Annotated in this window: 26 protein-coding genes and 1 pseudogene; 6 read left to right on the top strand and 21 right to left on the bottom strand. The window is 45.0% G+C overall.

Translation table 11 applies throughout. The features are described from left to right. Positions 1-7: 7 nt before the first annotated feature. A pseudogene (mciZ, locus tag L6I86_RS35885) lies at positions 8-82 on the top strand (Z-ring formation inhibitor MciZ); the annotation flags it as partial. Between the two features lie 181 nt (positions 83-263). On the opposite strand, the gene L6I86_RS05970 reads toward mciZ, so the two are convergent. After that, positions 264-1394 carry a M20/M25/M40 family metallo-hydrolase gene (locus tag L6I86_RS05970; protein WP_236285536.1) on the bottom strand — a complete coding sequence of 377 codons (1131 nt, stop codon included), beginning with the start codon at positions 1392-1394 and terminating at the stop codon, positions 264-266. A gap of 72 nt (positions 1395-1466) precedes the next feature. On the opposite strand from L6I86_RS05970, the gene prli42 reads away from it, so the two are divergent. Beyond that, a complete protein-coding gene (gene prli42, locus L6I86_RS05975; protein WP_157256922.1) occupies positions 1467-1571 on the top strand; it encodes a stressosome-associated protein Prli42 in 105 nt (34 codons plus the stop codon). Positions 1572-1575: 4 nt separating this feature from the next. On the opposite strand, the gene L6I86_RS05980 is transcribed toward prli42, so the two are convergent. The 4 genes from L6I86_RS05980 to lpdA all read right to left on the bottom strand — a co-directional run bounded on the left by L6I86_RS05980 (position 1576) and on the right by lpdA (position 6494). After that, positions 1576-2919: a dihydrolipoamide acetyltransferase family protein gene (locus tag L6I86_RS05980; RefSeq protein ID WP_236285538.1), complete on the bottom strand. Its 1344-nt coding sequence runs from the start codon at positions 2917-2919 to the stop codon at positions 1576-1578. 48 nt (positions 2920-2967) lie between these two features. Continuing rightward, the gene (locus L6I86_RS05985; RefSeq protein ID WP_056614608.1) at positions 2968-3948 is read right to left on the bottom strand and encodes an alpha-ketoacid dehydrogenase subunit beta; all 981 of its coding nucleotides are present in this window, start codon (positions 3946-3948) and stop codon (positions 2968-2970) included. 2 nt (positions 3949-3950) lie between these two features. Beyond that, a complete protein-coding gene (locus L6I86_RS05990) occupies positions 3951-4961 on the bottom strand; it encodes a thiamine pyrophosphate-dependent dehydrogenase E1 component subunit alpha (RefSeq protein ID WP_236285540.1) in 1011 nt (336 codons plus the stop codon). A 108-nt stretch (positions 4962-5069) separates the two neighbouring features. After that, the gene (gene lpdA / locus L6I86_RS05995) at positions 5070-6494 is read right to left on the bottom strand and encodes a dihydrolipoyl dehydrogenase (protein ID WP_236285542.1); all 1425 of its coding nucleotides are present in this window, start codon (positions 6492-6494) and stop codon (positions 5070-5072) included. 286 nt (positions 6495-6780) lie between these two features. On the opposite strand from lpdA, the gene L6I86_RS06000 reads away from it, so the two are divergent. Further along, the gene (locus tag L6I86_RS06000; protein ID WP_056614619.1) at positions 6781-7044 is read left to right on the top strand and encodes a DUF2627 domain-containing protein; all 264 of its coding nucleotides are present in this window, start codon (positions 6781-6783) and stop codon (positions 7042-7044) included. 40 nt (positions 7045-7084) lie between these two features. On the opposite strand, the gene steA is transcribed toward L6I86_RS06000, so the two are convergent. Continuing rightward, on the bottom strand, positions 7085-8242 hold the full coding sequence (steA, locus tag L6I86_RS06005; RefSeq protein ID WP_236285544.1) for a putative cytokinetic ring protein SteA: 1158 nt from the start codon (positions 8240-8242) through the stop codon (positions 7085-7087). Positions 8243-8375: 133 nt separating this feature from the next. On the opposite strand from steA, the gene L6I86_RS06010 reads away from it, so the two are divergent. Next, a complete protein-coding gene (locus L6I86_RS06010; RefSeq protein ID WP_028554206.1) occupies positions 8376-8561 on the top strand; it encodes a hypothetical protein in 186 nt (61 codons plus the stop codon). A gap of 63 nt (positions 8562-8624) precedes the next feature. Here L6I86_RS06010 and L6I86_RS06015 read toward each other — a convergent pair whose 3' ends face one another. Together L6I86_RS06015 and L6I86_RS06020 are read right to left on the bottom strand one after the other, a co-directional pair. After that, entirely contained in the window at positions 8625-8804 is a 180-nt protein-coding gene (locus tag L6I86_RS06015) for a hypothetical protein (protein ID WP_236285546.1), read from the bottom strand. Between the two features lie 313 nt (positions 8805-9117). After that, a complete protein-coding gene (locus L6I86_RS06020; protein WP_236285548.1) occupies positions 9118-9375 on the bottom strand; it encodes a hypothetical protein in 258 nt (85 codons plus the stop codon). A 144-nt stretch (positions 9376-9519) separates the two neighbouring features. Between L6I86_RS06020 and L6I86_RS06025 the strand changes: the two genes are divergently transcribed. Next, positions 9520-9786 carry a hypothetical protein gene (locus tag L6I86_RS06025; RefSeq protein WP_028554204.1) on the top strand — a complete coding sequence of 89 codons (267 nt, stop codon included), beginning with the start codon at positions 9520-9522 and terminating at the stop codon, positions 9784-9786. 68 nt (positions 9787-9854) lie between these two features. Here L6I86_RS06025 and L6I86_RS06030 read toward each other — a convergent pair whose 3' ends face one another. From L6I86_RS06030 to L6I86_RS06040, 3 genes are all read right to left on the bottom strand, one after another. Further along, entirely contained in the window at positions 9855-10085 is a 231-nt protein-coding gene (locus L6I86_RS06030; protein ID WP_236285550.1) for a hypothetical protein, read from the bottom strand. A gap of 73 nt (positions 10086-10158) precedes the next feature. Beyond that, positions 10159-10584: a hypothetical protein gene (locus L6I86_RS06035; RefSeq protein WP_056614634.1), complete on the bottom strand. Its 426-nt coding sequence runs from the start codon at positions 10582-10584 to the stop codon at positions 10159-10161. An 86-nt stretch (positions 10585-10670) separates the two neighbouring features. Continuing rightward, positions 10671-11771: an MBL fold metallo-hydrolase gene (locus L6I86_RS06040; RefSeq protein ID WP_236285552.1), complete on the bottom strand. Its 1101-nt coding sequence runs from the start codon at positions 11769-11771 to the stop codon at positions 10671-10673. A 245-nt stretch (positions 11772-12016) separates the two neighbouring features. On the opposite strand from L6I86_RS06040, the gene L6I86_RS06045 reads away from it, so the two are divergent. Beyond that, complete coding sequence (locus L6I86_RS06045; RefSeq protein WP_082595420.1) at positions 12017-12109, top strand: YjcZ family sporulation protein; 93 nt, start codon at positions 12017-12019, stop codon at positions 12107-12109. 145 nt (positions 12110-12254) lie between these two features. On the opposite strand, the gene spo0A is transcribed toward L6I86_RS06045, so the two are convergent. The 10 genes from spo0A to xseA all read right to left on the bottom strand — a co-directional run bounded on the left by spo0A (position 12255) and on the right by xseA (position 22888). After that, complete coding sequence (spo0A, locus tag L6I86_RS06050) at positions 12255-13052, bottom strand: sporulation transcription factor Spo0A (protein ID WP_056614643.1); 798 nt, start codon at positions 13050-13052, stop codon at positions 12255-12257. Positions 13053-13287: 235 nt separating this feature from the next. Then, complete coding sequence (gene spoIVB, locus L6I86_RS06055) at positions 13288-14628, bottom strand: SpoIVB peptidase (protein WP_236285554.1); 1341 nt, start codon at positions 14626-14628, stop codon at positions 13288-13290. 118 nt (positions 14629-14746) lie between these two features. Next, entirely contained in the window at positions 14747-16474 is a 1728-nt protein-coding gene (recN, locus tag L6I86_RS06060) for a DNA repair protein RecN (protein ID WP_236285556.1), read from the bottom strand. 15 nt (positions 16475-16489) lie between these two features. Beyond that, complete coding sequence (gene ahrC / locus L6I86_RS06065) at positions 16490-16939, bottom strand: transcriptional regulator AhrC/ArgR (RefSeq protein WP_236285558.1); 450 nt, start codon at positions 16937-16939, stop codon at positions 16490-16492. Positions 16940-16941: 2 nt separating this feature from the next. Next, positions 16942-17394: a hypothetical protein gene (locus L6I86_RS06070; protein ID WP_236285560.1), complete on the bottom strand. Its 453-nt coding sequence runs from the start codon at positions 17392-17394 to the stop codon at positions 16942-16944. A 103-nt stretch (positions 17395-17497) separates the two neighbouring features. Beyond that, positions 17498-18328, bottom strand: a complete 831-nt coding sequence (locus L6I86_RS06075) for a TlyA family RNA methyltransferase (protein ID WP_236285562.1) — start codon at positions 18326-18328, stop codon at positions 17498-17500. 33 nt (positions 18329-18361) lie between these two features. Further along, complete coding sequence (dxs, locus tag L6I86_RS06080; RefSeq protein ID WP_236285563.1) at positions 18362-20254, bottom strand: 1-deoxy-D-xylulose-5-phosphate synthase; 1893 nt, start codon at positions 20252-20254, stop codon at positions 18362-18364. A gap of 115 nt (positions 20255-20369) precedes the next feature. Beyond that, positions 20370-21278, bottom strand: a complete 909-nt coding sequence (locus L6I86_RS06085) for a polyprenyl synthetase family protein (protein ID WP_420851850.1) — start codon at positions 21276-21278, stop codon at positions 20370-20372. 1 nt (position 21279) lies between these two features. Next, positions 21280-21531, bottom strand: coding sequence for an exodeoxyribonuclease VII small subunit (gene xseB / locus L6I86_RS06090; protein ID WP_056614667.1), 252 nt, complete (start codon positions 21529-21531; stop codon positions 21280-21282). After that, positions 21518-22888: an exodeoxyribonuclease VII large subunit gene (xseA, locus tag L6I86_RS06095; protein WP_236285565.1), complete on the bottom strand. Its 1371-nt coding sequence runs from the start codon at positions 22886-22888 to the stop codon at positions 21518-21520. Before xseA ends, xseB begins: the two co-directional genes overlap by 14 nt.

The following is a 22888-nucleotide window of genomic DNA, read 5'->3' on the forward strand; positions in this document are numbered from 1 at the left end:
CTGTGATATGAAGAGCTATGTGAGTGCTAATCAAATTCGACTTGTAGGTAAAGCCTGGGAGATCAAATATCAGCTGCAACAACTGCTTCAACAAGGGGATCCGAAGATACCAATGGTTGATTTCTTAGCAGGCTTGTACATAAATCAGAAGCCTTCCTCACAAGGACATTCACATAAACTTCGAATCATCCAAGCATAAATGAACGAAAACCGATTAGCCGCGCCAGTTGGCGGACGAATCGGTTTTTATTTTATTTATGGAGCTAAACCTTTGCTGCTTCTTTCACAAGCGCCACGACGAGTTCAGCTGTTTTGACGAGATCACGGATCGCAATGCGCTCTTTGACCGTGTGAATGTCTAAATAACCAACGGCCAAATTCACAGTAGGAATTCCCATCCCATTGAACACATTCGCATCACTGCCGCCACCCGAGTGGAACGTACTTGCTGTTAAACCTATCGTGCTCATCGCGCGTGAAGTTAATTGTACAATCGGTGCAGAATCATCATGCATATAAGATGCGTAGACGATATCCGCATGGAATTCACAGGTCGTACCTGCTTCTGCAGCAGCAGATTCACAAGCCTGTTTCATCGCTTCTATCTGCGCTTCCAGTTTGTGCTGCACTATGCTGCGTGCTTCAGCTTCCATTTTCACTTTATCGCATACCACGTTCAGCGGGCCTACGCCAGAAAAGCTGCCAATATTGGCTGTCGTTTCTTTATCGATTCTACCCAATGACATGCGCGAAACAGCTTTGCTAGCCACTTGGATAGCCGAGATACCATCTTCCGGATTCACACCAGCATGCGCTGTTTTTCCATGGAAAATGATTTCAATTTCTGCACGCCCAGGTGCCGCAGTAGCAATAGCACCAAGGTTCCCATTGGAATCTAATGCGAAGCCATATTCAGCTTCCATGGAGCTGCGTTCCATGGCGCGAGAACCTTTCAAGCCGCTCTCTTCACCTGCGGTAATGACGAACTGAATACGGCCATGCGGAATGTTCTGTTCTTTCAGAACTTGAATCCCTTCAAGCATGGCAGCAATACCCGCTTTATCATCACTGCCAAGAATCGTTGTGCCATCAGAGCGAATATACCCGTCCTCACCAATTTGAGGCTTAATGCCATTCCCTGGAGCAACCGTGTCCATATGGCATGTAAAGAAAATGGTAGGAATTGCCGGATTGCTGTCTGTCGCTTCCAATGTGCAGATCAAGTTACCTGCACCATGTCCACTCTTGGACATCGACGCATCTTCGACGACATGTAAGCCATACTTACCGAATTTCTCTTTGAGTACAACGCAGATATCTTGCTCAAATCTAGTTTCACTATCCACTTGAACAAGGGAAATGAATTCTTGAACTAAACGATCTTGTTGAATCATGTACTTTCCTCCGATACACACTTTGAGTTACAATAAAACAGTACAAGCTTGGATGAAAAAGGAGTGAACCCCGTGCTACAGAATAAGAAATGGTTTAAAGTCGTTATTTACATTATGCTCTTCGTTATGCTGTTATCTAGTTTATTGTTTACAGCCGGATTATTTTTCACGTCATAAAACGTTAGTAAATTTTAGTATCCGCGTTGTAGCTTTCTAGATTTTCTTTCACTCTTTGTAGGAACCTTCCACAGATCACACCATCCAGAATTCTGTGATCGAGCGACAAACAAAGGTTAACCATGGAGCGCACCGCTATCATATCTTGAATGACGACAGGCTTCTTCACGATCGATTCGAATGTAACAATCGCCGCTTGCGGATAGTTAATGATTGGATACGACAGAATCGAACCGAAGGAGCCTGTATTATTAACGGTAAATGTACCGCCAACCATATCCGTGAGAGCTAATTTCCCCGCACGCGTTTTCTTCGTCAACTCATCAATTTCCCTTGCAAGTCCTGCGATATTCTTTTGATCTGCTTTCTTGATCACCGGCGTCATAACGGAATCTTCCGTACCAACAGACAAGGAAATATTAATATCGCGTTTCACGATAATTTTATCAACAGCCCACACGGAATTAATAATCGGATAGTCTTTGATCGCATTGACGACAGCCTTCAGCATAAACGCGAGGTAAGTCAAGTTGATACCCTCGCGGCGCATGAACTCGTCCTTCACTTTGTTCCGCAGAACAACTAGATTCGTTACATCCACTTCAATCATAGTCCAAGCGTGAGGAATTTCGGTGACGCTTTGACGCATCTTCGTAGCAATCGCATTACGCATTGGTGTTACATCAATGAAATGCTCATTCCGAGCATCTAAGTTGTGGCCTTCTGCTTCGATCAGCGGTGTCTGTGGACTCGCTGATAAATGGATACCTGAGCTGCGAACAGGCTGGTTCACCGGTTCTTCTGGGACAACAGAGGCTGCTACGGGCGCTGCTGAAGAGACTGCTTGAACAGCCGCAGGTGCAGTGTTAGCTGCATTAGCTCCACCTGATGCGATGAAGGTCTCTACATCCTTGCGCGTAATACGTCCGCCAAGACCTGTACCTGCAACGCGTGACAAATCGACACGGTTATCTTGGGCAAGTCTGTGGACCGCTGGGGAGAAGCGGCCACGCATGCTTTGATCCGTGTCTTCGGTAGCAACTGCTGAATCCGTGACAGCAACAGGCGCTGCTGAAGCCGCCGCTGAGGAGTCAGCAGGCTCCTCAATGACACAAATCGCTTCACCAACGGCAGCCGTTTCACCGTCGCCGACAATAATTTTGATCAACTTGCCCTCAATGGGACTAGGCATTTCTGTATTTACTTTCTCTGTGAAAAGCTCACAAAGAACGTCATATTGTTCAATATAATCGCCTGGCTTTTTCAGCCATTTGCCGATTGTAGCCGAAACGAGACTTTCCGCCAAATGCGGAACAGTAACCTCGGTGAGGCGGCCGGTTTGGTTCATACAAGTACCTCCTAATTTCGGAAAAGATCAACGAATAAGAACAAACATCTAGAATAAAGCAAGCTGGCGCATAGCATCCTTCAACTTATCAGCATTGAGAAGGAAAAACTTCTCCATTGGAGGATTACTTGCAACGGCTGGTACATCTGGGCCGCATAATCTTGCGATCGGCGCATCTAACTCAAATAGCATTTCTTCCGCGATAATCGCAGATACCTCTGCTCCGACACCACCGGTCTTGTTGTCCTCATGAGTTATAAGTACTTTGCCTGTTTTTCTAGCGGCTTCTAGGATCGCATCGCGATCGAGCGGCTGCAAGGTACGCAAATCAAGCACATGAGCCGAGATCCCTTCCTTGGCCAGTTCCTCAGCGGCTTGAAGCACATAATTGACTACCATGCCATAGGCGATAACGGTAATATCTGTCCCTTGACGCTTCACGTCAGCTTTGCCGATAGGTACAATGTAGTCTTCTTCCGGAACTTCGGCCGATAAAGCCAAGTAACATTTCTTATGTTCAAAATAAAGCACAGGATCTCCATCGCGAATAGCCGCTTTCAGCAGACCCTTGGCATCATACGGGTTCGATGGTGCTACGATTTTCAGGCCTGGTGTACCGAAGAACACGGATTCTGGACATTGGGAATGGTACAACGCACCAGCGCCTGTTGCGCCATAAGGAGCACGAATGACGATCGGGCAGCTCCAGTCATTGTTCGAACGATAGCGAATTTTCGCCGCTTCGCTCAAGATTTGATTCGTTGCCGGGAAAATAAAATCGGCAAATTGAATTTCAGCGATCGGCTTCATCCCATACATCGCTGCGCCAATGGCAACACCAACGATTGCCGATTCTGCAAGTGGCGTGTCCATTACGCGTTCTTCGCCAAATTGATCACGAAGTCCCTTGGTTGTGTTAAGAACGCCGCCTTTTCCTACGTCCTCACCTAACACGAATACGTTGTCGTCCTGTTGCATTTCTTCCTGCATCGCAGAACGGATTGCTTCCAAATACGTTATAACTGCCATCTCTATTTGCCATCTCCTTCCGCATAAACATGAAGAAGCGTATCTTCCGGCTTCGGATAAGGGGCAAGATCAGCATACTTCGTTGCTTCATTGACTTCTTGCTTTTGACGTTCTTGAAGCGCTAGGTCTTGCTCTTCACTCCACAGCTCACAAGCGATGAGATACTCCTTGAATTTCAAGATGCCATCCTTCTTGCGATTTTCTTCGACTTCTTCCTTCGTACGGTACAACATATCGTCATCCGAGGTGGAGTGCGGCATAATGCGATAGCACAGCATCTCTATTAATGTTGGTCCTTCTCCACGAAGGGCTCTTTCTCTTGCTTCTTTCGTTACGCGGTACATTTCCAAGACATCAGTGCCATCGACTTGTACACCTGGGAAGCCATATCCAATCGCACGATCCGCGATTTTGCCTGCCACCTGTTTATGGAGTGGGACAGAAATCGCATATTGATTATTTTCACAAACGAAGATAACCGGCAGCTTATGTACACCTGCAAAATTACAACCCTCATGGAAATCTCCTTGATTGCTGGATCCTTCTCCGAATGAAACGAAAGTAACGAAATCCTGTTTTTTCATCTTCGCCGCCAAAGCAATCCCCGCTGCATGCGGAACTTGCGTAGTAACAGGTGAAGATGCGGTTACGATATGATTTTTACGATCACCGAAATGACCTGCCATCTGTCTGCCACCACTATTCACATCTTCCGCTTTGCAGAAAATGGCGAGCATGAGATCCTTCACAGTCATTCCAACCGATAAAACGAACGCATAATCACGGTAATATGGCAAGAAATAATCTTTCTGAGCTTGCATCGCAAAGGCCATACCAACCTGTCCGGCATACTGTCCCATACCTGATACGTGAAACGGAATTTTACCTGCCCGTTGCAGCATGAAGGCGCGCTCATCGAATTTAGTTGCAAGGCTCATGACCGTATACATACGTAGTGCTTCATCATCGGATAATCCTAAACTTCTGTGCTTATATAGTTGACCAATGGACATGGAGTTTGCCTCCTTAGTGAGATTAAATGACTACTAAAACTTAATACCTGGTCCTAGTACTTGACTCTATAAGCATATTATAAACGCAAACGTTTATGATTACAATTTTTATCCGCTAATTGCAATGCCATCCACAGCTAGCATCGCTTCACCCAAAGCCTCCGAAAGTGTTGGATGCGGGTGGATCGTCTGTCCAACCTCCCAAGGCGTTGCGTTCAACACCTGAGCTAGCGCTGCCTCAGTAATGCTGTTAGTAACTTGAGGGCCAATCATGTGAACACCTAGGATATCGTTCGTGTCTTTATCAGCAATTACTTTAACAAAGCCATCGGAGTCCCCATAAACTAGAGCTTTCCCTATTCCTTTGAAACTAAATTTGCCAACTTTCACTTGGCGACCTTGATCAATCGCCTGCTGCTGGGTCCAACCAACACTGGCAATCTCAGGTCTTGTATATGTACATTTGGATACAAGGTGCGTCTGAAGTTCATCCGGTTGATGTCCAGCAATATGTTCTGCTGCCACGATTCCCTCATGGCCAGCCATATGCGCCAGCATAAGTCCGCCGATTACATCACCTACCGCGTAGATATGGGATTCCGTCGTTTGCATATAGCGATTGACGCGAATGACGCCTTTATCAATTTTGACATCCGTATTCTCAAGACCCATTGCTTCGACATTCGCCACCCGACCAACCGAAACCAGAACTCGTTCTGCGGATAGTTCCTGTACTTCACCCTGCTTGTCCACTTGCATCGTAACCTTGCCATCTGCCACTTTCACAGACTCCGGGAGCAATTTCGTACCCGTCTCCAGCTTTATCCCACGTTTCTTGAATAAACGTTCTAACTCTTTGGAAACATCAGCGTCTTCTAAGCTGACTAATCGCTTATCGATTTCTACGATCGTTACCTCCACGCCAAAATCGTTTAACATCGAAGCCCATTCAACACCGATGACCCCACCGCCAACAATGATGATCGACTTCGGCAGACTTTCCATCCGCAGCGCATCTTCGCTAGTAATAATTGAAGTACCGTCTATTTCTAATCCTGGCAAACTGCGTGGTCTAGAGCCCGTTGCAATAATCAAATTGCTCGAAAGGAGCGTTTCGATATCGCCATCCTCCTTCTCCACAGAGACAGCGCCGCTGCGTGGTGAAAAAATCGAAGGTCCGATAATCCGTCCATTTCCATGGTGAATCGTAATCTTATTCTTTTTCATCAGAAATTGAAGTCCTTGATGCAGTTGATCGACAATTCGTTGCTTACGTCCTACTACTTGGTCAAAATTCAGCGAGATGGATTGTGCTGTGATGCCATAATCTTCGCTATGCTTCATCGCGGCAAACACTTCAGCACTTCTCAGCAAAGCTTTACTTGGGATACAGCCCTGATGCAGGCATGTACCACCCATTTTATCGCGTTCAACAATCGCTACAGACTTCCCGAGCTGTGCAGCACGAATTGCTGCGGTATACCCGCCGATTCCGCCACCTAATACCACGACATCATATCTATGTTCACTCATGCTAGTTAGCCTCCTATGAAACAATTACTTGTTATATGTATACGTGCGTCTCTATTATATTACCCTTTTTTGGGATCGAAGTCATAGTCTTATTTGTGAGAAAAACTTCTATTGAAGCAATTCGGGGATGAGCGACCGCATTTTAAATGGTGTTTATATCGCCAATAAGAATTTGTTTTTCCGAGCACTGGAAACTTATAAATTATTATGTTGGGAATTAGACACGCTAGCGGTTTCGGGTTATGATGTTAGAAAAAACATGTTTCATGTCAGGTAAGGAGTTACTATGAAAGCACCCTTTTATCGTTTTATTGCTATTCTACTTCTCGTTATTCCTGGAATAACCGCTACTTATGGCTTTCTCGCAATGAAAGATGCCTTTTTCGCACAATTTGATACAGTTGCTAATAGCGGTATGCTATGGGGGAAATTCTTCTTAGGCTTGGTATTATTTCTGATCGGTGTTGCCTTTATTGGCGGATGGACTTTCTTCAGAGATCGTAAGCGAAATTATTTGGCTCCACGATTCAAACCAAAGCGCAACAAATAGACCGGACACTATGTCCGGTCGTTTTTTTTCGTCAAAGCCCTCATTCTACCCCAACAAGCTTCCACACGACATGACTCGCTCGTTTAAGTATCCAATGCAATTGGAACAGACTCAAACCAATGAAAACACAAGATAGACCAATAGTGGAAAGCACTTCTCTCCGCCACCCCGTTGGTTGAAGCGTTAACGCTTGTAAGCTTTTTATATCTACGAGACGAGCTCCAATTTTCATTCGAACAAGCAACGCACTTCCCATATTTGCTAAGCCTTTTGCTACAAAATCACTCATATACGATTGTACGCCGACTGTAATCAGCCATTCTCCACCCTTTTCATAGGCTAACAATAAAGCAGCATCCTCACTGTTACCTATACAGGGCAAGACATGATGATGCTTACTTAGGCCATCAAGTGAACAATGATCAAGGATTTCTTGAGGATCTGGGTAGGTGTGGACAATGATTTCTGCCCCACTCTTCCACACGTGATTCGAAATTTGATTTGCATCACTAACAACTACATCTGGTTGATAACCGCTGGATATTAGCGCATCCGCTCCTGAACCAACGCCAAGTAATATCGGCTTAAACGCCGTTATAAATCCACTAGCGGCTTGCAGATCCTTCTTATAACCCTTCCCATCGGACACGACCAAGATGTGTCTACCCGTGAATTCCGTGCGCAGCGGCAAGTTGGGTAATGACTCTCTGAAAGCTTGTTTTTCTTGCATTGCATAAGCTAAAGTGTGTTCAATAAAGGGCTCCCACCGTTCACTCGCCTGCTCATTGGCAGCCTGTTGCGCTATCAACCAGTCTTCTCTCGTAAATAGCTTACATGAGACTGATTGACCGGCTATATGGATCATATCATGATAAATAATCATTTCCGCTTCCTGCAGAAAGATTTCAGCATGAACGGCATCCACTTCAATAATGGGAATATGCTGCTGCAACAATAATAGCGGACCTTCCGTCGGGAAGACACCACTCATGGCTTGCCCACAATGAACGATCGCTTTCACTCTTCGGTCTAACAGTTCTTGTGCCTGTTCTTCCTCGATATCACTCTGTGAAAGCACGAGTATACGACCGCTTGAAAGTTGTTCAAACGTTTCAAATGAACCTGTTATCTTAGCTATTTTCCCTTTGCAAATTAGGTTTGGCTTTGTGGCAAATAAAGATAAAGATGACCAATTCATAGTTAGACACCTAGCTTTCCTAACGTCGTCTCATGGCCTACCTAATTTACCCGATCCCACAAAATTCTATGTATATTTTAAGCTTTGAATGGCAAGCATTGTTTAATATTCGTAAAGAAAGGAGAGGACATCTATGGAGCTAAACATGAGCGCAGACGAAGTGTTAGGCCAAATTGTACAGCTTCACAGCACAGGGGAATCGTTAGCCAAAAAAAATGTGAAGAAGCTGCATCCTGATCTTATGAAAAACGCCCTGTATTACTACCCAAGCTGGGAACATGCTTTGCAGAAGACCGGAGTAGGCAACATCGTTCACTAACATACATAGGTTGTACACTGATGCTCCGTAGGGTAGATCCTTACGGGGCCGTTTTATTACCACCTACTCGTCAATAACTTCCCATTCCACTTGAACCATCCAATCAACCCACGTTCGAATCTTCACCTCAATTGCTTGCTCAATCTCTTCGTCCGTCATTTCACCAAGTTTATGCTCGGCAATTTCGAGCACTTCCGTTTTCTTCGTTTCGCCATCTATCGCTAACTGGATTTGAATGCGCATATTGTTCACCCTTTTTCATTATCAACTAAACTTTCCATTGCCTCTTCCTCATCACCTGTTACAATAGAAATAGACTCACACACTACAAATAGAAAAGAGGAATTACGATGTCCCGATCACAAGCCCAAAAATTGCGTCAACGCAATCTACGTGAAGGCAAGCTGGATCCTATGATGCAGCGATTGCACTGGCACGGTACGAATCCAGTAACCCGAACGACACCAACACGAATAGAACTTCAAAACAAACAACAGAATAAACACAAATCAAGGAATTTGAACCATACTGATGAACATGGTGATAATTCCTTTTCTTATTCCGGGTCGTCTAATTCCCGAATGGTAATCCCTCGTGAAGCTGCGTAATGGATCATTTCTTCTTTCTCAGATGGTCGGAAATTATATTTGCAATCAAACCCATTGAAGAATAACTGCCAATGCTTAACAACCCCATGATCGTCAACCTCAAGCTCTGCCACATACAAAGAATCAGGCTCATCCTCGAACTGTAAACCGATGTGAATGAAAGTCTGACCTTCTGAAATTTCTTGTTCACAATAGTCCATGATCATGTCTAGATGACCTCCTATTGAATAAAATCTTTTTTATTTATATAATATACTAATGCAACTGAGCAAACAAAGAGAAAAGCATGTTAATTTATGAATTTGCGATGTAGATTGTCTAGCTGAGCAAACTCTTAGGAGGAAATACATATGGCCTACGATCCGCAGGTAGTTGATGCAACAATAGTGAGTGATAATAAAAAGAATGGACTTTTCGAGGTTGTAGTTTCCTTGAAAGATCGCAACAAATGCCGTCTTTTCTTTGAAAGAGATGCTGAAACTGGCATCGGCCGCGTAACGGATTTGAACCGTTTGATGAAAGAACCTTGCCCAATTTGCCGCAAAGATTACCTGTGCAATTGCCTTGATCGCTACAAGTTCTCCATCGCTGATCAAGCTTTAACGTTCATTAAGTAATTGGCATGAACATGAGAAAACCCCTTAGCCGCATTGGTTAGGGGGTTTTCCATGTGTAGATCAATTAATTATTCATAGATAACACGATAGAGCCCCTCTAGTAAGCTCTGGTAATTCCTCGGATCATACGCAATCTCCGCAAAGGATACTTGAATGACCTTATTACTTGTCTTCACAATAAAAAAACTCTCCAAGCTATTCTCAGCATCAATATACGTGTAGCACACCAATTGACTGCTGCCTGTCTGTTTGCGTAGAAATGCCGTCGCTTCTTCACTCTCATTCGCGAACTTAGGCATAATTCCACCTCCTAAGCACAATTCACTCCACTAGATTCAGCAGATCACCCTATCTAATGTACCAAACAGGTAATTAGGATTGGGATGTCTTCTTCCTCTTCAATGCAAGATATCCACCTAGGAGCGATACCGGTACGATGGCTACTAATCCAATCAATTCGTACCATAGCGGGATTACATCCTGTGTTAATATCGAATCAAACCCAATCCCTGCACCAATGACCCCAATGATCGCTGCGTTGAATAGTTCCCCTCGTTTGGCAACCTTCGCGGTGAAATAACTACCTAGGAAAGTCCAGAACAAGCCAACGACCAGAAATAAAAGTAAGAGAGCTGCATTTGAATAAATCGCATTTACATCTTGATCTTCCAAAGGCCGGTTAGCAAAATATAGACTGCCAATCACCCCTGACGATAACATCGTCCCGATATTATCAATAGCTATTCCTAGCACAACGGCTAGAAAATGAAATTTCCGTACACTTTTTTGTTCCGACATAGACTTATCTTCTCTCCTGCTCACATCTGACTATTAACCCTAACCATAATACCATGTGAAGTCCCTTGTAGCTAGTTCAGCTCGAACTATGCCTGTACCCACCAATTCGTTTTCGGATAGGACTGTACGTCGGAACCCTTTATAATAATAGTCTGTCCGATAGGTGGCGTGACCATCTTAACCCCTTTGGTCTCAGATGCCTTCGCGGCGCGGGCCACAGGATCATTCCAATCATGGATGGCTAGTGTGAAGGCACCCCAGTGGATTGGCATCATCACCTTCCCTTTTACATCCAAATGGGCTTGAACCGTTTCTTCCGGCATTAAGTGAATATCCGCCCAACGTTCATCATATTGCCCACATTCCATCAAGGTCAGATCGAAAGGACCATATTTATCTCCAATTTGCTTAAAATGAGGCGTATATCCGCTATCCCCACTGAAGAATATGCTAGAGCTCTCTCCTTTGATCACCCATGAGCACCATAAAGTCGCCCCGCGATCATTCGTACTGCGTCCTGAGAAGTGATTGGCAGGCGTACAAGCTAAATCCAGCCCTTCGAACGATATTTCTTCCCACCAATCATGCTCCTCAATCTTGGCTGCTGGAACTCCCCAGCGGATTAAATGAGCACCTACTCCTAGTGGGACAAAAAACCGTTTCACTTTGTGTTTTATTTTCATAATGGACCCATAATCCAAATGATCATAATGATCATGAGATAGAATGACGGCATCAATCTGCGGGAGCTCCGCTATCTCAAACGGGATTCCGCCGCTATATCTGTTTTTACCTATCCACGGAAATGGCGAAGGTGTTCTTCCAAACATCGGATCAAGGAGCAAGGCTTTCCCATCGATTATGAGCAAGCTAGCCGAGTGTCCGAACCAAGTGACGCTGGTATCACCATTCACATTAAACTGTGGCCTCTCCATAGGTAAGGGGGACTTAGGACGTCGGTTAGGGCTTCCTTTGATCATATCGCGCAAAATCCCTAGCGTTGTACGAAAGCTCATATTCATCATCGCTGGGACTGGATTTTCGAACTTGTTTTGCGCATATTGCGGTGACTGACTGAACCTTCGAATATCACCTTCAGAAGGTCTTCGACCGAATACCGGATACACTTTCATAAAGAGAACATACACACCAATCAAAATCACAATGATCACTATCGTCAATAACATTCTCGTTTCCTCCATGCCTCTAATTCCGCTTACACGTTCTCTTGTTGAAAAGAATAAGCTACGATGTAATAACGTAACAACTTATCCCCTGGTTCCAAGTTTTCACGTTGCCCCTTCTCTACCCCAAATTTATTTCAGAGGACAGGGACATTAGCACAATCAGTCGTTTCGCCCAAACATTCCTCAGAAATAGTCATAAGCTATCTCGAAACACAAACCAAATATCCAATTGGAGGTTGATTCGAATGAGTTGTGGAACTGGGTATGGTACTTCCGCTGCAGCTGTCTTGGTACTTTTCATCTTATTGGTTATTATCACTAGCGCATTTGTTTGGTAATTCAAAACTAATACAGAAGGACTACCTAGACTGTCTAGGTAGTTTTTCTGCTTCCCATCTTATTCATGCAACATTAAAAAATGAAAAGAACGCTCTGATTTGAGCGTCCTTTGATTTGATATAAATTATAAAGCTCCTAACTGTCTCAAGAAACTTTATGCTCGATTCTAAGCTTGTCAGCCACCATCGCGATAAATTCGCTATTGGTTGGCTTAGATTTCGAGATATTAATCGTGTACCCAAAAATAAAGGAAATACTGTCGATGTTGCCGCGTGTCCATGCGACTTCAATCGCGTGACGGATAGCGCGTTCGACGCGGCTAGGCGTTGTTTTGTATTTTTCGGCAATTGCAGGGTAAAGCGTTTTGGTGATCGCACCTAGAATCTCAATATTGTTGTACACCATCGTAATGGCTTCACGTAAATATTGATAGCCTTTAATGTGAGCAGGTACACCAATTTCATGAATAATGCTCGTAATGTTAGCATCCAAATTTTTGCCTTTCGGCATATGTACGACATTCGCACGAGGGGTTGAGGATGTTGTAGTCGTAGTCGAAGAGTTACCAGCAAGCTGACGAATACGATTCGTAAGGGTTTCCATATCAAATGGTTTCAAAATGTAATATGAAGCGCCAAGCTGCACGGCTTTTTGTGTAATGTTTTCTTGTCCGAATGCCGTTAACATAATGATTTTGGGCTGAGAAGGAAGATTCATCTCTCGCATTTTTTCCAGAACACCAAGTCCATCCAGATGAGGCATAATAATATCTAGAATGAGAACATCGGGCAGCTCACGCTGTTGCTCCAGAAAACGAAGGACCTCGTTACCATTGTAGGCAACACCCATAATTTCCATATCCTCTTGCTCACCAATGAACTCTGATAATAAATGGGTGAATTCTCGGTTATCGTCTGCAAGTAATACCTGAATTTTTTGCAACTGAATTTCCTCCTTTAGCTACTAAAACAAGTTGGTATTTTTCTCTCTTATGTAAAGCTATTCGACAGCTCTTTTTAAAATCCTTCTGTCGAATATTATTTTTCTTTTCTTTTGTTTGAGTTTCTTATATAATAAAATATTTATCTTCGATTTCCAACATTTTTCGACATGAAGTCGCTAAACTCGCTATTCTTCCGTTAAATGAGGTTAAAATGAAATAAAGAACTAAAGGCAACTAACTCACCTTTAGTTCTTTGTCCGTATTCCCTGAAGTCGGCCGAAGAATAATGCCGGAGTCCTGAAGCATCCATTCGATAAAACAGCCATAGCCGCTAGTTGGATCATTCACGAATACATGCGTGACCGCCCCAATCAATTTTCCATTCTGAATAATTGGAGATCCGCTCATGCCTTGTACAATACCACCCGTTTTATCTAATAAACGTGGATCCGTGATTTTGATAACCATGCCTTTTGTACCCGGAACGTCTTGTTTGGATACATGAACCACTTGGATATCAAACTTTTCTACCTTTTGACCTTCAAGCACAGTATAGATCTGTGCTGGTCCTTCTTTCACTTCTTCTGCGAAGGCAACGGGAATAGCTTCTTTTTCTAGGCTGTGATCAGGAGCACCATACATTTTCCCGAAAATCCCGAAAGCTGTATTCCGTTCAATATTGCCAATCACTTTGCTGTCCTTGTAAAGCGTAGCATGCTTTTCACCAGGATCCCCATTATGGCTTTTGGAAATCGACGTCACATTCGAATAGACAATGTCACCATCGCCTACAATAATGGGTGTCTGAGTATCCATATCCGTTATGACATGTCCAAGAGCTCCGTAGACGCCTTGATCTGGTGCATAGAAGGTTAACGTTCCTACCCCTGCCGCGGAGTCGCGAATGTACAGACCCAAGCGATAAGACTTATCTACTACGTCATATACTGGCTGCAACTTCACAACAAGATCTTGATTGTTTCTTAAAATTTGCAGAACAAGGGGATTCTTGCTTTCGCCTGATTTGGCCACCAGCTCTGCGACCTTACTAACATCCTTAGAATCCTTGCCGTTAATTTTGGTTATTAAATCGCCAACTTGAATTTTCGCTTCTTCCCCAGGTGAAACTTTTTGTTCAGAGGCAACAGTCACCAGATGGTGACCTACTACCAAGATACCGGCAGACTTAATTTTAACACCGATTGTCTGGCCCCCTGGGATTACTTTTAAATCAGGTACGACATTCACTTTGACAGTCTTGATTGGAATGGCTCCGAACAGCTTGAGCTTCATTTCAGTTTGCCCAGAATGGTCGGATTGCAGTGAGATAGGTTCATTCAAATTAACTTGAAATGAGTGCTTGGCGTTGCCATTTACCTTTACAATATCCGTATCCTTGACCGTGACCTGGGCACTGACCGGCATCGTTAACTGAAGCTGCTTCCCTTGGCCGCTAAACAAGCGGAGTTCTTGTGGAAAGGAGGCGAAGCTCTGAAAAGGCGGGGACATACTGACCAAGCAAACGAAGAAGACGAGCAAGAGTCCGAACAATCTTTTTCTTTTGTTGGATTGCACTATCAACACGCTCCTTCAAAATTCCTTGAGCCCTGACGAATAACCTCGTCAATTGCGTACCTATAAGTTAACCCCAGTCCCCTTCTTTTATAACTGTAAATGATGACTATCTATACTTTCATACCCTTGCTTTCTTATTTTTTGCCATGGTAAGCATTTCTCCAGCATGATGAAGCGTCGTTTCTGTCACTTCTACACCGCCAAGCATTCTCGCAAGCTCTTCAATTCGGCCAGCATCTGGCATATCTTGAACTCGCGTGAATGTTCGCTCATGATCCACTTCTTTCCGAATATAGAAATGAACATCTGCAAAGCTTGCAACCTGCGGCAAATGCGTAATGGAGAAGACTTGACAGCTTTGTGAAAGAACGGACATTTTCTCAGCAATCGCTTGTGCCGCTCGTCCGCTAACCCCCGTATCAACTTCATCAAAGACAAGCACTGGAATTTGGTCAATCCGTGCAAAAATTGCCTTCATTGCGAGCATAATACGGGAGAGCTCTCCACCTGAGGCAATTTTACTTAATCCCCGCAGCGGTTCCCCTGGGTTAGGAGCCATGAGAAACTCAACCTGATCTATGCCTTGTCTGGAGAAGCGAACCTTATTGCCGTCAACTTCAACGCCGCGGTCATCGATAATATGAGCGATCTGCACACGGAACTGTGTCCGTTCCATTTGAAGATCCCGCAATTCATGTTCAATCTGAGCAGAGAGATCACTCGCAATACCTTTACGTAGGTTAGACAAGTCAAGCGCATGAACACCAACTTGTTTCTCAGCAAGAATAAGCTTATCTTCTAATTTACGAATAATTTCATCTTTATTTTCAATCGTATCGACTTCATTTTTGATCTTTTCTAAATAGTTTAAAATCTCTTTAATATTCTCTCCATATTTCCGGCGAAGAGACGTGATGGTATCTAATCTTTGTTCGATATAATCTAATCGAGATGAATTGAACTCAATGCTGTCGCGATAGTCTCTGATTTGATAAGCTGCGTCTTCCAGTTGGTAAAAGGCCGATTGCGCTTGTTCAAGAATTGGGCTCAAATTCGTCGGATCTAGCTGCACGATATCTTGAAGGCGTGAGACTGCTTTGCCAGCAGCATCGAGGCCTCGATTCGTGGCATAGAGAAAATCATAAGCTTCAGACGAGCTTTGATATAGCTTCTCTGCATTAGCTAACTTGCGCTTCTCCTCAGCTAAGGCTTCATCTTCCCCTAATTTCAGCTTGGCTGAAGATATCTCTTCAATCTGGAACCGATACAGGTCTAACATTTGCAGCGCCTGCTTGCTCGTTTCTTGAAGATCGTTCAGCTCCTTTTGAAGCTTCATATACTGATCATAACTAGCTTGATACGTCTTCTTCGCTGACTCAATCTCGGCATCTCCGAACAAATCCAGAGAATGAATATGCTCGTCCACATGAAGCAAAGATTGATGCTCATGTTGACCATGAATATTAACGAGCCACTCCCCCGTTTTGCGTAACATCGTCATATTCACAAGCTGACCATTTATCCGACTTGAGCTTTTGCCTGTCGCCGTAATTTCACGACGGATAATGAGATGCTCGGAAGCATCGGATTCAATCCCGAACTCTGTAAGCGTATGCCAAACCGGATGAGAAGCAGGTAAGTCAAACATCGCTTCAATTTCTGCTTTATCAGCACCATAACGAACTAATTCCGAAGAACCTCTACCGCCGACAATCAGCGTTAACGCATCTATGATGATCGATTTCCCAGCGCCAGTTTCCCCCGTAAGGACGTGAAAACCTGCTTTAAACCGAATATGTACATGTTCAATGACAGCCAAATTACGAATTGAAAGTTCTGTAAGCATGAACGCCTCCTGATTTTATGATAATAAGGACATGACTTCATTTACAAAAGTTACACTATTCTCTTTCCCGCGGCAAATAACAAGTATCGTATCATCTCCACAGATTGTTCCCATGACGCCATGCCATTCCAAATTATCTATTAAAGCACAAATCGTATTCGCTGTACCTGGCAAGCATTTCATAACAACCAAATTATCCGTATAATCAATGCTGACAAAATGGTCACTTAATGCCCGGCGAAGTCGCTGCATCGGATTAAATCGCTGATCTGCCGGCATGGAATACTTATATCTGCCATCATCAAGCGGCACCTTAATGAGATGGAGTTCCTTAATGTCCCTCGAAACTGTCGCCTGTGTAACATGAAATCCTGCCGCGCGCAGTGCCTCGACCAATTCATCCTGCGTTTCAATTTCATGATTAGTAATAATTTCTCTGATTTTTACATGCCTTTGACCCTTCATCCTTACACCTCTATGTGAAAAGTGATTTTTTTGATTTTGCTAACGGTCATATCAACGTAAAGGATACCCTGTGCCTCCGGATAAATGAGGGTGTAGGGCAGCAGCATGTCACGTACAGCGCTCCCTGTCATCTCAAGTGGCTTGCGTTCTCTTGCCACTTTCACAAGATAAATATCATCTTCCTTTTGTACAAAATAATCGATAAATAGGCGGCTTTCCAGCTGCTCTCTCTCTCCAACGGTCATGGTAATTGGAATTTTGGTTTTACCCGCAAGCACTTCGAATCCAGCAGCCTCAAGTAAATCAACAACATCATCCTCGGGGATGTTCGCATGTCTTGGAATACGTCCTCTTCTTCGACTTGAACCCGCTGACCACTTCTGAAATCGCCAAAAGACGATACAAACAATAACGATAAGGATTAACAAAATGACTCTTACATCGCCTTGTTCCATGTCCTTCACCTCGCCATAGTATTCGCGAATCCGGAAGGGAAATCCTTTCTCTTAAGTGAAAAAACCCATCTCAGGGCCGCAAAAGGCGTTCTCAAAGATGAGTTTATTTTCCATGTAATTTCTGAGACTCTTTAACCGTCTCGGCAATAAGGGCTTTAATCGAAGTTGGCGCTGCCAATGACTCTTCCGTTTCGTTGCTCGACCAGTACGCAAGGAATTCAATGTTCCCTTCACCACCGGTTATTGGCGAGTAAGTGAGTCCCTTCAAGCGAAAGCCGAGCTCCTCAGCAAATGAAAGAACCGTTGTTAGAACGTCAATATGTACATCCGTGTCCCTTACAACGCCCGACTTCCCAACCTTCTCTCGACCAGCTTCGAATTGCGGCTTAATTAAAGCAACAACATGACCCTGATCCCCTAAGATTTCCTTAAGTGGTGGCAGAATAATACGAAGCGAAATGAACGAAACATCAATACTGGCAAAGCTAGGTCTCGGACCGTTCAAATCCTCTAATTTCGTGTAACGGAAATTCGTTCTCTCCATGACATGAACACGCTCATCATTGCGCAGCGACCAATCCAATTGATTGTAGCCAACATCCACCGCGTAGACGGAGGCCGCACCATTTTGCAGCGCACAATCCGTGAATCCCCCCGTAGAAGCTCCTATGTCGAGCATTACTGCATCATGTAAGTCGATGTCGAAATGCTTTAACGCTTTCTCCAGCTTTAATCCGCCACGGCTCACGTAAGGATGCAGCGCACCCTTTACTTTCAGCACGGCTTTCCTGCTGATCTTCATCCCCGCTTTATCAGCTGGTTCTTCATCCGCAAAAACAAGGCCTGCCATGATGGCGGCCTTTGCCTTTTCTCTGCTTTCAAAATATCCTTGCTCCAGCAGCAATAAGTCTAATCGTTCTTTATCCGAGGACATATATGATGTGTTGCTCCTATTCAAAATCGGTTACTAGACCTTCGCTCGTAGAACCTTGCGAGGAACTAGCTTCTTCACTTCGGCAATCAAGTGATGGGCAGTTAACCCAACTTCTTCGCGTTGTTCAGGCACACTGCCATGCTCTACGAAGTAGTCTTGAATCCCCATCAATTCAACCTGCAAACCAACAACCCGCTTCTCTGCGTAGAATTCTAAGACCGCGCTTCCGAAACCACCTTGGATTGACCCCTCTTCCATCGTGATCACTGGCATCGATTCCTTAGCTAGCTGTAGTAAGTAAGCTTCATCCAACGGTTTAATAAATCTGGCATTCACAACACGAAGTTCAATGCCTTCTTGGGCCAGCTGAGCAGCTGCTTCCTCTGCAACTTGAACCATAGGTCCAACAGCGAGAACTGCAGCATAATCACCCTCACGTACAGTTTCCCAAGTACCGAGCGGAATGGCCTTTGGAGCCTCATCAATATTAGCGCCTGTGCCATTAATACGCGGATAACGATACGCAATCGGGCCATCATTATATTCAAGCGCCGTTTGCATCATATCACGCAATTCCTTCTCATCCTTCGGCATCATTAAGACCATGTTAGGAATTGTTCGCAAAAATGAAATATCGTAAACCCCTTGATGCGTTTCACCATCCGGACCAACAAAGCCAGAACGATCAATGGCGAAGGTAACATTTAATTTAGGACGACAAATATCGTGAACAACTTGATCATACGCACGCTGCAAGAACGTTGAATATACAGCGAATACCGGTTTCAAGCCTTCACTTGCTAAACCTGCACATAACGTAGCCGCATGCTGCTCTGCAATACCAACGTCAATCATTCGATTTGGAAATTGCTTTGCAAACTTCAATAATCCAGACCCACCTGGCATTGCAGGCGTAACCGCAACCACACGAGAGTCCTTCTCACCAAGCTCAATTAATGTATCTCCGAAAACTTGGGTATACATCGGCGGTCCAGAAGACTTAAGAACTTGACCAGACTCCATTTTGTAGGGCCCTAAGCCGTGCCAAGTATGGGAATCGTTCTCTGCAGGTTTATAACCTTTCCCCTTAGTCGTAACGATATGAATGAGCACAGGGCCTGCAACCTTCTCAGCCTGTTTCAACGTATCCAGTAGTACTTGGAGGTTATGTCCATCTACAGGACCAATATAAGTAAAGCCTAATTCTTCAAACCACACACCATTTAAAACAAAATATTTAAGACTATCCTTCAGCTTTTCCGCTGTTTTGGCCAGCGTTCCGCCGATGGCAGGAATTTTCTTCAGTAAATATTCGACTTCCTCTTTAGCTTTCAAATAATGACGATCCGAACGAATTTTGCTTAAATAATTATGAAGAGCCCCTACGTTGGGCGCAATCGACATTTCATTGTCATTCAGAATGACGGTAATATTCTTCTTCTCATGACCAATATGATTCATGGCTTCTAATGCCATGCCGCCTGTAAGCGCACCATCACCAATGATGGCTACAACCTTATTATGTTCGCCTTTGAGATCACGCGCCATTGCCATACCCATGGCAGCTGACAGGGAGGTACTACTATGTCCTGCTTCCCAGACATCATGTTCGCTCTCGGAACGCTTAATAAACCCGCAGAGCCCTTTATATTTACGTAAAGTATCGAATTTGTCTTTACGACCTGTCAAAATTTTGTGTACATACGCCTGGTGACCCACATCAAAAATCAGTTTATCATACGGGCTGTGAAACATGGTGTGTAAAGCTATCGTGAGTTCAACCACGCCTAAGTTCGGGGCTAGATGTCCACCAGTAACGGAAAGCTTCTCAATAAGAAATTGACGGATTTCTCCTGCCAATTCTTCGAGCTCCGTCAAGGATAACCGCTTCAAATCTGCAGGCCGATTGATTTGTTCGAGCAGCACGCTTGTTTCCTCACTTTCAATGTGAAAATACTAAGATTTCACCATTATATCATATTATTGGGTAATTCGTGAAAAAACTACCTACCGGTATGTCATACAAATTGTATACGTATGTCTAATGATCCCGTTTCATCAGGTAATCTGCGATCTGCAGCAACCGTTCAGGGTTCGGTATATTGGATCGAATTAAGGCTTCTTTCGCTTGATTCGTCAGCTCTTGCACCTTCTGCTCAGAAGCTTCCATGCCGATAAAATAAGGGAATGTCACCTTTTGCTGTTTCTCATCGCTCTTCACAGGCTTACCTAGTTTCGCTTCATCACCGATAATATCCAAAATATCATCTTGAATCTGAAAAGCAAGTCCAAGCGCGTGTCCAAATTCACTGAGTGCTTCCAATTGCGCTTCGGATGCCCCAGCAATATGCCCACCAGCACGCAAAGAGAACACTATAAGATCACTCGTTTTATGTGTATGAATATAAGTAAGCTCTTCTAACTTGGTTAAACCTTGCTCTCCTAACATATCCGCTGCTTGACCGCCAACCATGCCACGAGCACCTGCCAGTACGGCAAGCTCTTCTGTAATGGCTAGTACACGTTCTGCAGGAACACCAAACCTCTTGTGTGACTGCGCAACGCAGAAGAAGGCGTGCGTAAGCAGCGCATCGCCAGCAAGAATAGCCATTGCCTCACCATAAACTTTGTGATTCGTTAACTTACCTCTGCGATAATCATCATTATCCATCGCTGGCAGATCATCATGAACTAACGAATAGGTATGAACCAATTCGATAGCCATCGCAACAGGCATAGCAGACTCCAGTGAGCCACCTAGCGACTCTGCTGCAGCGAGAACCATAATAGGACGCAGGCGTTTGCCGCCTGCCATCAAGGAGTAGTCCATGGACTCACGTAACGAAGCTGGCACCTCCCAAGCAGTTGGCAATGATTGACGCAATGCAGCTTCAACCAATTCAGCATGGGAAGCGATGTATGTATGAATAGTAGACGTTATGTTATTCAAACTAATTCCCCTTATCTTCCAAGACAGGCTGGAAAGGCTTCCTTGTTACCCCAGCTTCCCCTTCAACCAGCATCTCAATTTTCTTCTCCACTTGCTCCAGTTTTACGCCGCAAATATGGGAGAGTCTTACGCCTTCTTGATACAGTTCAATTGCTTTCTCTAAAGGAACGTCACCGCTCTCTAGCTGACTTACGATACGCTCTAGCTGCTCGATAGCAACTTCAAAACTTACTTCTGTTTCACTTGTTGACATCAATGTTCGCCTCCATCCCCGAAACTTGACATTGTATTTTACCGTCCTTAAGACGTATGGATAATCGATCACCGATATTTACTTGCGTTACCGATCTCACAAGTTGCTTTTCTTGTACGTCATATGCAAGGCTGTAGCCCCGCTGCATAACTTTCAGCGGGCTGAGGGCGTCCAGATGACGGACGCTGGATTGCCACTCCTGCTTCTTCGAGCGCAGGAGGGTCTGCATGGCCGTGAGCATTTGGCGTTTGGACGTGTCCAAACGTCGTCTCGCCATCACGGCCTGCTCCGTTGGATTGAAGCTGGATAAGCGACGCTCCAGCTTCATACGCCGCTGCGACAGCTCCGTGAGGCGCTGACGCATACGGTAACCGAGCTGCTCCGCCAGCCGGTCGAGTCGCTCCGCAGGCTGCATGAGCAGCTGCCTGCGGGGGTTCGTCAGGAACGGCGAGCGCTTCGCGCGCTCGAGCCGTTCCTGCTTGCGGCGCAGCTGCTGCAGCAGCCCATAATGCAGGCGCTGTGCCTGCTGCGATAGCTGCTGCTTCAGCTCGAGGTGGTGCGGCACCGCGAGCTCTGCCGCCGCCGTAGGCGTCGGCGCTCTGAGATCGGCGACGAAGTCGGCGATCGTGAAGTCCGTCTCGTGGCCGACGGCCGAGATGATCGGGATCGCGGAGGCTGCGATAGCCCGCGCAACGATCTCCTCGTTGAAGGCCCACAGCTCTTCCAGTGAGCCGCCGCCGCGGCCCACGATGAGCACGTCGGCTTCACCGAGCCGGTTCATGGCTTCGATCGCTTTCACGATCGAAGGCGCCGCCTGCGTACCCTGTACAAGGACAGGGTACAGCAAGATCGGGATCGACGGGTAGCGCCGCTGCAGCGTGATGATGACATCACGAATCGCAGCCCCCGTCGGGGACGTGATCACGCCAATGGCGCGCGGAAACCGAGGAATCGGTTTCTTGCGCTCTGGCGCGAATAATCCTTCTATTTCGAGCTTCTTTTTCAGCTGCTCGAAAGCCAAATACAAGCTGCCGATGCCATCAGGCTGCATCGCCGTCACATAAAACTGATAGGCACCGTCACGCTCATAAACGGAAATATTGCCGCGAGCAATGACTTTCGTGCCTTCTTTCGGAATAAATCCCAGTTTTTGATTATGCGAAGCAAACATGATGCTTTTCAGCCGACCATCCGCATCTTTCAATGTAAAATACATATGACCGCTGGAGTGATGTGTGAAATTCGAAATTTCGCCTCGCACCCACACATCCTGGAGTCGTGAATCTCCTTCCAGCAATAGCTTGATATAACGGTTTAGATCCTTTACGGATAAAATCTTGGTCTCATTTCTCGCCAT

Source organism: Paenibacillus allorhizoplanae (assembly GCF_927798215.1).
In the GTDB taxonomy this organism is placed as follows: Bacteria; Bacillota; Bacilli; order Paenibacillales; family NBRC-103111; genus Paenibacillus_E; species Paenibacillus_E allorhizoplanae.